This is a genomic window from Paenibacillus sp. 01T442 (genome assembly GCF_056398345.1).
In genome coordinates this window covers 80,417-92,763 of record NZ_JBFTPF010000006.1, presented here as the reverse complement: position 1 = coordinate 92,763, position 12,347 = coordinate 80,417, and the positions used below count along the sequence as shown (strand labels likewise).

9 protein-coding genes are annotated in these 12,347 nt (G+C 46.5%); all 9 read right to left on the bottom strand.

Features of this window, described 5'->3' with window-relative positions:
• Positions 1-3: 3 nt before the first annotated feature.
• The 9 genes from AC1DLM_RS07985 to AC1DLM_RS07945 all read right to left on the bottom strand — a co-directional run bounded on the left by AC1DLM_RS07985 (position 4) and on the right by AC1DLM_RS07945 (position 12,325).
• Positions 4-306 carry a hypothetical protein gene (locus tag AC1DLM_RS07985; RefSeq protein WP_171633877.1) on the bottom strand — a complete coding sequence of 101 codons (303 nt, stop codon included), beginning with the start codon at positions 304-306 and terminating at the stop codon, positions 4-6.
• 167 nt (positions 307-473) lie between these two features.
• Positions 474-1,244: an arylamine N-acetyltransferase family protein gene (locus tag AC1DLM_RS07980; protein ID WP_477569733.1), complete on the bottom strand. Its 771-nt coding sequence runs from the start codon at positions 1,242-1,244 to the stop codon at positions 474-476.
• Positions 1,245-1,310: 66 nt separating this feature from the next.
• Complete coding sequence (gene murA / locus AC1DLM_RS07975; RefSeq protein ID WP_477569649.1) at positions 1,311-2,603, bottom strand: UDP-N-acetylglucosamine 1-carboxyvinyltransferase; 1,293 nt, start codon at positions 2,601-2,603, stop codon at positions 1,311-1,313.
• Between the two features lie 19 nt (positions 2,604-2,622).
• Complete coding sequence (locus tag AC1DLM_RS07970; protein ID WP_441987930.1) at positions 2,623-3,261, bottom strand: FHA domain-containing protein; 639 nt, start codon at positions 3,259-3,261, stop codon at positions 2,623-2,625.
• A 208-nt stretch (positions 3,262-3,469) separates the two neighbouring features.
• Positions 3,470-5,893, bottom strand: coding sequence for an RNA polymerase recycling motor HelD (gene helD, locus AC1DLM_RS07965; RefSeq protein ID WP_477569732.1), 2,424 nt, complete (start codon positions 5,891-5,893; stop codon positions 3,470-3,472).
• Between the two features lie 521 nt (positions 5,894-6,414).
• Positions 6,415-7,839 (bottom strand): aldehyde dehydrogenase family protein, encoded by a 1,425-nt coding sequence (locus AC1DLM_RS07960; protein ID WP_477569648.1) that lies wholly within the window; start codon positions 7,837-7,839, stop codon positions 6,415-6,417.
• A 9-nt stretch (positions 7,840-7,848) separates the two neighbouring features.
• On the bottom strand, positions 7,849-9,204 hold the full coding sequence (gene gabT / locus AC1DLM_RS07955) for a 4-aminobutyrate--2-oxoglutarate transaminase (protein ID WP_477569647.1): 1,356 nt from the start codon (positions 9,202-9,204) through the stop codon (positions 7,849-7,851).
• Between the two features lie 127 nt (positions 9,205-9,331).
• Complete coding sequence (locus AC1DLM_RS07950; protein ID WP_477569646.1) at positions 9,332-9,958, bottom strand: hypothetical protein; 627 nt, start codon at positions 9,956-9,958, stop codon at positions 9,332-9,334.
• 27 nt (positions 9,959-9,985) lie between these two features.
• Complete coding sequence (locus AC1DLM_RS07945) at positions 9,986-12,325, bottom strand: glycoside hydrolase family 3 C-terminal domain-containing protein (RefSeq protein WP_477569645.1); 2,340 nt, start codon at positions 12,323-12,325, stop codon at positions 9,986-9,988.
• Positions 12,326-12,347: the final 22 nt, after the last annotated feature.

The following is a 12,347-nucleotide window of genomic DNA, read 5'->3' as shown; positions in this document are numbered from 1 at the left end:
TCCTTAATCCTCTTGTTTGCAAATGCCATCCAAATACAGCAGCGGATTTGCTTCCTTTTGATCCACAGAGATGGGAGTTAATTCGTAAGAGGCGCTTGCCAGGTATTGTGCAATAAGTCCATTAACGATAGCTTCTACAGTTGTATGCTGCAGAATAGCGATATCTTTTAGCTGATCAACATAACGCGGGTCGAGATCGATCATGTCTTCATCTTGTTCCACACTTCTTGAAGAAATGAACTCGGATGCGGTAGACTTCGCTTTTTCGAATTGATTATGAATGAAGCGTTTGTAATTGTTCGCCATCGTGATTCACTCCTTATCCAATAACTTGTATACAATTCGTCGAATTTCGTCGATTTTAGGGGGTGAGTCTATTCCTTGCCTCCTTACAGTGTCCCTCGTTGTTCTTTCCATAATAGTCCAAAAAGGCAACCAACCCACGAGGTCAGCTGCCTTCTCACACGCTTCTATTAGCTAAGACGAATGCCGAAATACGTTAACAACGCTTCTTTATACCCTTCATCTGTCTCAGGAGTGTAGGTTCTTACGTCTGTAGCGCTGAATATTCGGAACTCCTTGTCAGCAAGTGTATGCCGTCCCTCGGGCGTACGTATCGCAACAATCGGGGATTTGTTGAAAACTGAATCTGGGGACTTTTCACACCAGAAACTCGCAAATAAATAGTCTTTCGGCAGCTGAGGCTCCTCTGTGAAAGAGTAGATGCGTTGCCATACCTTATGTTTCTGTTCACAAAGCACCCAACCATCATAGGGGTCTCTCTCGAGGCGGTAGTTCTCATCCCCTTGTTGCTGGACAAGGCCTTCGATGAAAGAAAGAGGTCTGCGAGGGACAATCCCGCCAACTCCAACATCACAGAGGTAGTGGGCGCCTTCGGCTTCTACCTTTAAGACATGATGACGCCTTTTGGGCGGCAAGTTCGGCTCATCACGCCAAAATCTGGAAACCAAATCCGTCACCGTATAGCCAAGTTCACGAAGCAGCCAACCGAACAAGGCGTTGGTTTCAAAACAATACCCGCCACGCTGGCGTATAACAATCTTMTGATACAGATCCTGCGGATCAAGCGATAACGCTCTCCCTTCGAGAATGTCCAAATTCTCATAGGGAACCGTGTGCAGATGGCGTTCCTGCAGATCAGCTAATGTCTTTGCGCTGCCGTCGAGCGAACCATGAAAACCGATGCGTTCCAGATACTTCTCAATTTGACTATTCGTATTCATCATGGGAAGACACCATCCTTAAGTGAGATACTCGTTAACATATATAAGGGATGACATTGATTACATTTACCCTGGCATGTGGATTCGGCTGGAGAGCTCCTGAGCATCCAACTCACGCATCGAGAGCCTAGCTCCGATGGATCGAAAACTGCCGATCACATCCTCATAGCCGCGCTCGATGTGCTCAACACCTGTTATACATGTGCTGCCCTCCGCGGTGAAACCCGCCATCAGCAAGCAAATGCCTGCACGCACATCTGTGGCATGCACCCAACCGCCTCGCAAGGGGAGTCCGCCGCGAATAAACGCAGATTCTTGACGAATCTCTATTTCCGCACCAAGCCGTCTCAACTGCGGAACATGAGCGAACCTTTTTGGATACACACGGTCGGTAACGATACTCTTGCCCTCAGCCTGCAAAAGGAGTGCTGTCATAGGTTGCTGTAAATCGGTGGCGAAACTTGGATACATGCCGGCACGAATTCGCGTTGCTTTCAGTCTACTAGTCCCATAAGCAGTAATACTGTTTTCTCCGCATTCCACATGCAGTCCGACTTCCTCTAGCTTAGCTAGACAGGAGCCCAGATGCTCTGGAATGACATCCTTAACGGTAACTTGTCCCCCATTGAGCCCAGCCGCCATCAAGAATGCTCCGGCGATGAGTCTGTCTGGAATTACCGTGTGGATACCTCCATTCAAGTAAGGAACACCTTCAATCCGAATGCGATCCGTCCCTGCCCCATAAATTCGTGCGCCGAGTTGATTCAGGAATCTTGCCGTATCGCACACCTCCGGATCCACAGCCGCGTTGTGCAACTGAGTACGTCCTTTGGCCAATACAGCCATCATCATCGCATTCATCGTCGCACCCGAGGTAAGCGTATCGAAATAAATGTCTGCCCCCTTCAGCTCCGCCGCTTCAACCTCGTAATAATCCTTGTAGAGCCGCACCTGAGCTCCAAGCGCTTGGAACACCTTGATATGCTGATCCATCGGTCTTGAAACGAAATCATCTCCACCAGGTAATCCGATTGTGACTTTACCGAATTTGGACAGTAAAGCACCTACAAAATAATAAGACGCTCTGTAGCTCGATGCTTTGCCCGGATCAATGACTGAGCTGTGAATCCAGCGTGGATCAATGATGACTTGTCCGGCATTCTGTGTGAGTCTAAGGCCGATTTCTCGGCCAATTTCCGTAATAAGACGAACATCATCGATGTGTGGAATACCCTCTAACGTTACGATATTATCCGCCAGACATGCAGCTGCAAGTATGGCAAGAGAGCTATTCTTTGCTCCTGGTATGTGTACCGTTCCGTTCAGTGGGCCTGAGTACTCCGCTTGTATATACTTCATGAAGGGATCCCAACTTTCGTTATGACGATTTCAATTCGGATTCGAGCATATAACCACCGCCGCGCACGGCACTAATGAGAAAGGTGTCTTTCCCGTATTTTTTGCGCACCCGATAGACAAGTGCATTTAGTTCGTCGAGCGTCACATCCGAGTAGCCTTCTGCTCCCGGTGATCGTTCAGGCCACACCTTGGACTTAATTTCCTCCATGGGAACGAGGCGGTTTGTATGCTCATGCAGCACACGGATCAATAGATATTCTTTCTCGGACATAAGGATTCGCTTGCCATCCACCACACATTCCCGTTTCTCCCAACTTATTTCCAACGGGAGTTTGGGGATTTCTAACTGCATGGTGATGCTGAGCGGTTCAATTTCAAGGGTTTGATCGGCAAACATATATGAGAAATGGATGACGGTCATCCCTTTGGCAAGCCTAATAATATCAAAATTGTTCAAAGGATACGGCGTGTGCGGTGTTAGCCGTACACCGTTAATTTCAGTGCCGTGGCGACTTCCTAAATCATAAAGCACCGCCTTGTCTTGCTCTTTGCGGATAATGATATGCTTCCGGGATATAAACGCGTTCGTAAAAGCCAAATCCGGCGTTAACTCATTGGATACACGGCCGACATTTGTTTCTTCCTGGTTTAAATTCACGCAAGTGCCCGCTCGATAGGGCTCACCGCGCACAACGTATAAGCATGCAAAATTATCCAGTTGTGTCCCCTCCGTTTGCAAATGCAGCTTACCTCACTTCTTGGGAAATACCCCCATTACTCATCGTACCTCAAACTGTACCTGAATAAAACCCCTTCACACTGACGGATCGCTCATTTTTCAGTAACATTTTGAAGATTACCCCTATCTACAAAAGATACAAATTCGGATCCAGTGACTGAATGAATGGCGTCCATTCCCCTGTTGAATAGAGCAGGAGCCGGTGCATCGCGCGCGTACACGCGGTATAAAATAGCTTACGTTCGCTCTCTCGGCCGTACACTTGTGAGGATGCCTCATAAATCAGCACCGCGTCGAACTCGACACCTTTGGCCAGATAGGCTGGAATGACCATCGTCCCTTTCTCAAAAGTTGATGTTTCCTTCGTAATGAGTCGCAGCGTCTCAGCGCCTTGAGACATCAACACGTTATAAGCCTCACGGCTCTCCGCTGCGGTCTTCGTAATAACGGCAATTGACTCGAAGCCCTCTGCCCTGAGTTCAGCGAGATGCTCTATCATTCGTTCAGCTCTCTCAGCACTGCCGCTAGCCTGAATGAGAAAGGGCTTCTGGTCACTCCTCTCAAAAGGTACGATTTCTTCGTTAGGTAACAACGCCTTCGTAAACTCCACAATCTCGCGGGTGGAGCGATAACTTCGCACAAGGCGAATCAGATTCGTTTCATTTTGACCATATAGCTTAATAAGTGGCGAATCCACCTCAGATAGATTGGTTGCTTGCGGGAAGATCGCTTGGCTGAAATCTCCGAGAACGGTCATGTTGGCGCGTGGGAATAGCTGCTTCAGGAAATAGAATTGGAATGGTGAATAATCCTGTCCTTCATCGACAAAGAGATGCCGCACATTCGTGTTCCTCCGAGTTCCTTCTACGAATTCTTTCAAGCACAAGAACGGCGCCGCATCCTCATAAAATAGTTCGAGCCTACTCAGCTTTTCCTTCGTTTGCTTGCAAATTTCAGTCCACTGTTCAGGCACCGCAGTCTCGTTCGTCATGGTCCGATAAGCGGCCTGATCACTGAATAATTGATCGTACAATCCGATGATATCTATAAACTTAAATCGCTTTACGTCATTTCTCAATTGCTTATAATGGCCACTCACGATCATCTTCCGAAGCAGCCCTTCTATTTCCTGCATGGCAAAATCAACATTATGCTCTTCGTCTTGCTCCTTGCCAAGAAACTGTCCATAATCATCCAGAAGCTGCTCATTCATATGGAGGACCACTTCTTCTTGCCGGTACTTCTTCAGCAACTCTCTATAGGCTTCGGCATATTGCTCATTGTCGAGGTAATCGAGTTCATCTTGGACCCAATGCGCTTTTTGTTCTTTACGCTCGAGCGTTGCCAGCCTTTGCAGGATCCATTCCTGTAAAAGAGCGACTCGATTAGCCAAACGGATCGTATGGTCATAGCTATAAAATTGCGATTGGATCTGCTCCGCGGTAATTAACTCACGATCCTGGAATTGGATGCTGCGGAAGAGCATGCCTTCTTTTCCCAGCCATACCGCATATTGCTGCAGGGCATGGAGAAATACCTCTGATGCTTTATAGTGAATCCCACTGGTTCGTGCTTCACAATCGGGAGTCGAGGATGACGTCAGGATATATTCGATCTGCTCAAACGGACTCTCCAGCTGCAACGTGGCTCCAAGCCAATAGACCAAATATTCTTGAATCGTCGTCTGCTGCATATTCTCCTCACCGAGCTCGGGAAGAACGGTTGATACATAACTGTTGAACATTGGATTCGGGGAAAAAAGAACAATTTGATCCGCTTTAAGCTTATCACGGTGCTTATATAATAAGTAGGCAGCTCGCTGCAGAGCTGCTGATGTCTTTCCACTGCCTGCCGCTCCCTGCACAATGAGCATGCGCGTCTTATCGTTGCGAATGATGGCATTTTGCTCCTTCTGAATAGTCGCCACAATGCTCTTCATTTGTGAATTTGCACCTTGGGCAAGCACTTGCTGGAGCAATTCATCACCGATGGTTATACTCGTGTCGAACACACGCTTTAACTGGCCGTCGCCGATGAAATATTGCCGTTTCAGCGTCATTTCTCCCTCGACGCGTCCCCCAGGGGTTTCATAGGCCGAAGCCCCAGGKGAATAGTCATAATACATACTTGCAATGGGAGTACGCCAATCATAGACTAGGAAACTTAAGCCGTCTTCGTCAACAAAAGACGAAACGCCAATATAAATTTGCTCACTGAAGCGAGTATCATCTTCTTGAAAATCAATCCGCCCAAAATAAGGCGACGGCAGCAACCGCTTCATGCCCTTCAATCGTTGCATCCGCTGCTGGTGACTGCGCTCCCGCTCCGATAACAACGCTTCTTGCTGTCTAATACTATAAAAGGCCTCTTCGAAATCTTCATGTGTACTCGTATTGATCGACACTTCTTCCCAAAACCGCTTGCGGAAGTCCGTAACCTGATCGCGCAACCCGACTACCTCTGGTTCGATTTCTACAATAGCAGATCGTAATTTGTCCGTAACCATATCTAATCGCTCTTGTTCTTGCTGCCATTCGTTCACCTTGATCATCTTCACGAACACGCTCCTTATGGGTCTTGTGTGAAAAAAACAAAATAATGTTTGACAACCAGCCAATCTTCGTGCTAAAATTTAATTAAAGATAAGATGTATTAACTATGTCAACTAATAAATAAATAGACGATGGTCTTTGTATTCTAACATATAGCTTCCTTATGTGTAAATAAGTATTTAGCAAGAAGAACCGGTAGAAATACCGGTTCTTCTTTTTTTTGCACCTAAACTTGGAGACACCGATGTTTCAACCTCCTTTTCCTGAACATCTTCACCTTGAGAAGACTTTTCCCCCTTTTCCGTGYAGCGCTTCAAGATTAGATGGATTATATGTAGCTAATATCGCTGAAAAAACTGATCTATTAGGAATAACTGGATTTCATACAGCTAATTCGAGCCTTTTCTTGCCGCATGTTCAAATTACGCTAAATTAGCTGTACCTAATCCAGTTATTCAAGAAAAAGCAGGAAAAACAGCTGAAATAGCTGTACATTTTCCAGTTAATTGGTTCGAGTAGCCTATAACTTAATCGAAATGAACTTCAGCTCCGTCAACTCTTCGACCGCATATCGAATACCTTCCCGTCCGAAGCCACTTTCCTTCACACCGCCATAAGGCATGTTATCCACACGGAATGTAGGGAAATCATTAATCATAACGCCTCCTACCTCCAATTGCTCAGCAGCACGCATCGCGGCACGGATGTCATTCGTATAAATGCCTGCTTGTAGTCCATAACGAGAATGATTGACATCCTGAATGGCTTGATCCAGCGAGCTGAATGAGGAAACCGTAACGATCGGTCCAAACACCTCTTCACAGGAAACAGGCTCATCCGCAGCTACATGCGTCAAAATGGTCGGTGGATATATCCGAGAATTCAGCTCTCTGCCACCTGTAATCACAACGGCTCCTTTGGCAACCGCACTGTCTACCCAATCCTGCATCCGCCGAACTTCTTTCTCACTAATCAGCGCGGAAACATCCGTTGTCTCATCTAGCGGGTCACCGATAACCAATTTCTCCACTTGCTCTTTGAATCTTTTCATAAAATCATCATAAAGAAGCTCGTGGACGAAAATCCGCTGAATGGAAATGCATACTTGACCACTATATGAAAAGGCACCGAGCACACAGCGACTGATTAACTCATCTGTAATCTCGTAAGCTTTGTCTATAAGTAAAGCTGAATTCGAACCTAATTCTAAGGTAACTCGCTTTAAACCGGCTTTGTTTTTCATCGCAATGCCGACAGCAGGACTCCCTGTGAAGGTAACAGCCTTCACCCGCGGATCCCTCACGAGCTTCTCTCCCACAACCGAACCAGGTCCGGGAATGACATTCAATGCCCCATTCGGAAGTCCTGCTTCTTGAAAAATTTCAGCCAGCATCAAGGAAGAAAGTGGCGTTTGCCCCGCGGGTTTAAGTACAATTGTGTTCCCCGCTGCGATCGCTGGGCCGACTTTATGTGCGACCAAATTAAAGGGAAAGTTAAATGGCGTTATAGCCGCGATCACACCCAGCGGTTTGCGCAGCGTAAAGGCAATGCGTCCCTCTCCGCCAGGTGCTGCATCCAGCGGTACCGTTTCTCCATGAATGCGACTTGCTTCCATCGCTGCGAATTTGTAGGTTTGAATCGACCGGGCGAGTTCGCCACGGGCGGTCTTGAGCGGCTTTGCCGCTTCCAGAGCCACTAGACGGGAGAGCTCCTCTTTCCGTTTTTCCAACAATTCAGCTACTTTATATAAAATAGTCGTACGCTCGTGAGCTGGCATCTGAGCCATGACCTGTGCAGCTGCTTGCGCAGCTTGGATTGCTTCATCCGTTTCAGCTTCATTCCCATGCCCCACATCTGCAATCCATTCCCCTGAATAAGGTGAGTAAAGTGCTTCGTAACGAGCAGCTTCTTTCCATTGTCCGTTAATAAACAAATGCCTCTTCATCTGAACTCCCTACTTTCTCTCTTCAGCATATTGCTCAATTATAACATGTTGGATAATATCAAGGCCTTCAGCAAGCTCTTCATCTGTGATGACGAGCGGGGTGAGAAAACGAATCACATTACTGTGCACCCCAGCGCTTAATAGGATCACGCCTGCTTCATAGCAGCCTTTCTGAATCGCAGCAGCATTCGCTTTATCTGGTTCTTTCGTATCGGGATGAACGAATTCGATTGCACACATCGCACCTAGTCCACGCACCTCCGCAATATGTGGGACTGTCTTCTGCAAGTCCGTAAAGAATTCACGGATCGTCTCACCGATAACACGTGATCGCTCAACGAGATTCTCGCATTCCATCTTCTCGATAACCGCCAATGCTGCTACACATCCAAGCGGACTTCCACCATACGTACCACCGATTTCGCCAGGTGCAGGTGCATCCATAATTTCCGAACGACCCGTAACGGCCGATATCGGCAAGCCTGCTGCAATGGATTTCGACATCGTCATCAAATCGGGTTCAATCCCAAAATGGGTGGAAGCGAACATTTCTCCCGTACGTCCGAAACCTGTTTGAATTTCATCGGCTATAAACAAAATATGTTTACTTTTGCAAATCTCATATATACCTTGAACCCATGCCTTTGGAGGAACGATGAAGCCGCCTTCACCTTGGATCGGCTCCATAATAACCGCCGCTAACTCCTCCGGTGCGACTTCCGTATAGAGGAAATCTTCAAATTGCTGAACACAATAGAGCGCGTAATCTGTCTCCGACATGCCTTGCGGACGATGCAACGGATACGGGAATTGTGCTTTGTAGGTGGCCGGGGCAAACGGCCCCATCTGGAACTTATAGGGTCTGACCTTGCTTGTAAGCGACATGCCTAAGAGTGTCCGACCATGAAATCCTCGCGAAAAGGAGACAATGCCAGATTTCCCTGTAAATTTCCTTGCAATTTTCACAGCATTCTCAACCGCTTCTGCACCGCTATTTAGAAAGATCGTTTTCTTCGGAAAGTTGCCTGGCGTGATTTGTGCCAATTTCTCAGCTAGCTCTAGATAGGGTTCATACATAGCCACATGAAAGCAAGGATGAATATATTTTTCAAGCTGCGCTTGCACAGCTTTGACAACTTCAGGCGGGCAATGGCCAACATTCTGCGTACCGATCGCGCCGGCAAAATCAATGAATACATTACCATCCACATCATAAATCAAAGCCCCTTCTGCCTTTTCAACAAAAATCGGTGTATTGTTGCCAACACCTCTGGGTACGAATGCTTGTCTTTTATCCATGAGTTCTTGGGTGCGGCCGCCCTGTAACTTGGAGGGTACTGAAGCAAATTTACGTGTGATTTGCATATTCATCTTCCCCTTTACATTCATTTTTCATATTTGCAGGATCATTACCACTACTTTCTCCTTCATTTTATGACGGCAATCAATTACAAATTCAGCATATAACGCAAAAAAAAGCCCTTCACAGGGCTTATGAGCCCTGTAAGTCAGGCTCTTGTTTGAAAATGATTTTAAATATCGGATAGAACACGAAGAATGAAATTGTACTATTGATCCCCATGGTAATCACGTCTGCTGTTGTTTCACCTAATGAACCCATGTCCCACGAGTTAATGAATAAGTTATATATCGGTGCTTTGTAAAATCCTTGCGCAGCGGCGGCACCAATCGTTATCACCATGTACGCTAATACGTACCAAAAAGCAGCCTTCCAAATATTACTGTTTGATTTAAATGTAATATTTCGCTGGGCGAAAAAATTAATAATCTGTGCAATTCCAAGCGTTATTTGGACGGCAAGGAAATAACCAATCCCTCCTCCACCGCCTGAGGCAAGCGAACCAGCCGCATAGTTGAATACATAATAAGCACTTCCATCAAAGTTATGCCCCAACTGGAAAATTTGGAAACTTATCGTAAGCAAAGATGTCTGTGCGAATATGAGTTTAATGAGAGGCATTAGAATCAGTTGTAATGCCGTCATGCCAACACTGAGAATCAAGAATAGCAGGAATTGAGCAATAGCAGGATGTCGTTCCTTATAGCTATTCCATAAACCTACCAACCCGATATATCTTTTGATATTTATTTCGCTCATTCTGGTTTACAACTCCATGATAATTTCTCACCTATTTATCCATCTCAACAACGTCAAAATTTGTTTCCGACTTATTTTACCGCCGGTAAAGCGGTCGATTTGACGAAATGGCATATTCATAACAAAGTAGACATTATTCGCTAGCAAAGGTTTGTTGACTGCGTCAAAAAATTTGTTAAAGAAGATTACTACGCCATAGATCGTTTTTCCCAACCAGTTCTTATGTTTCGCTTGTGCAATGGTATCGTTTAATCCCAAATCCCGTTTCGGATCCCACAAACGCTGTGGCGGTTCGTAACCCAACAGACGCTTATATTCTTCCGGCGTTACATCATGCACATGTCCGCTATAATAGTGCGGGAATTGTTCTTTTGTATGCTCGCAAGGGGCGGTATCCCCCGTTAGTGTTACCTGTTCTTGCAAATGGATCGTCTGAATCGAGCTGCCAATTTGAATAGCATATGCGCCAGGTTCGACCACCCACTTGTGAATCGTCGGATTATAATACGCGAAATCGCGTTCTTCCAGCTTGATCGTGACGCGCTTGCTTTCGCCAGGMATTAAGAACACTTTGTCAAACCCTTTTAACTCACGTTTCGCTCTAAAAATGGTGGAATCTAGCTTCTGGATATATAATTGCGCAACCTCTTCCCCCGCGACAGCGCCTGTATTCGTAATGGTAAACGACGCTCCATCCTGATCAGCCGCTATCTCCGAATAGGCAAACGTTGTATAAGACAACCCATGTCCGAATGGGAATAACACAGGTTTCTCCACCGTATCGTAATAACGGTAGCCGATAAAAATACCTTCGGTATGCTCCGACGTTGCCTCCTTGCCTGGGTAATAAGGGGCGGAAGACACATCGCCGTAAGCGATCGGGAATGTTTCGCTGAGCTTACCACTTGGATTATACGTGCCAAGCAAAACACTCGATAACGCTTCAGCGCTTCCTTGACCGGATAAATAGGTGTGAACGATAGCTTTCACATCCTGTACGAACGGCATCTCGATCGCGCCGCCGCCAGCCAGAATCACCACAATATTCGGATTGACCTTCGTTAATGATTGAAGCAATTCTAGCTGGTTCTCTCGCAATCTTAGGTGCGCGCGGTCAATGCCTTCCGCTTCGCTGCCTTCGTCCAAACCCAAGAACAATAAAACGATGTCCGCCTGCTCTGCTAACTGGACAGCTTCCTTTCGCAACTGTTCGTTGCCGCCGCCCGTTCGCTTGAAGCCTTTCGCGTGTCCCACAATCGACAAGTCTGATTCACGCAATACATCCCAGGCATTTGATAGCTTCGCCGGATTAATAAGGGAACTTCCAGCTCCTTGGTAACGAGGATGTTTGGCGAAATCCCCAACGATCGCAACTTTCTTGTCAGGACCGAGCGGCAGTTGTTGCTCGTCATTTTTTAATAACACAATCGAGCGTTTGGCCGCTTCAATCGCTTTGGCATGGTGCTGCTCATAGTCAACTCCCGTTGTGTGGTTATCCTTCAACTGGGTAGTAAAAACCAGCTCCAACAGACGATCGACGGCTTCATCCAAAGCCTCTTCCGCTAATTCCTTGCTCCTAACAGCTTGCACAATCTCTTGATCGGTAATTCCGTTCGTCGAAGGCATCTCCAATTGATTGCCCGCTTGCAACCCTGCAACACGGTCATTATTACCGCCCCAGTCGGTTACAACAACGCCGTCAAATCCCCATTCTCCGTACAAAATATCCTGTAACAAATACGTGTTTTCATTCGCGAAAGTGCCATTTACTTTGTTATAAGAGGTCATGATGGTCTTGGGCTGACTTTTCTCGACGACACGCCTGAATCCTTCCAGATACAGTTCTCTTAACGAACGTTCATCTACAATCTCATCGATCGTCATGCGCATATGTTCTTGGCTGTTGACTGCAAAATGTTTCGGACAAGCTGAAATACCATTGGATTGTATCCCTTTGACCATTTCACTTGCCAATTCACCTGTCAAATACGGATCCTCGGAAAAATATTCAAAGTTGCGGCCACATAACGGATTCCGCTTAATATTCAATCCTGGCCCTAGCAACACGCTTACTTTCTCGCTAGCAGCTTCATTCCCAATCGTCTGACCAACATCATAAATCAATTGTCGGTCCCAGCTATTCGCCAGCGTTGCCGCCGTTGGGAAGCAAGTAGCAGGCAGACTTTTATTCAGACCCAAATGGTCTGCCTTTCCCCCTTGCTTCCTCAGACCATGCGGGCCATCTGTCAGCATAATACCTGGAATATTMAGCCGCTCAATCGCTTTCGTATTCCAGAAATTCGCGCCAGACATTAAAGATGCTTTTTCTTCTATCGTCATACGTTCAATTAATGCTTTATATTTCAATGTTTCCACCTCATATTCAAGC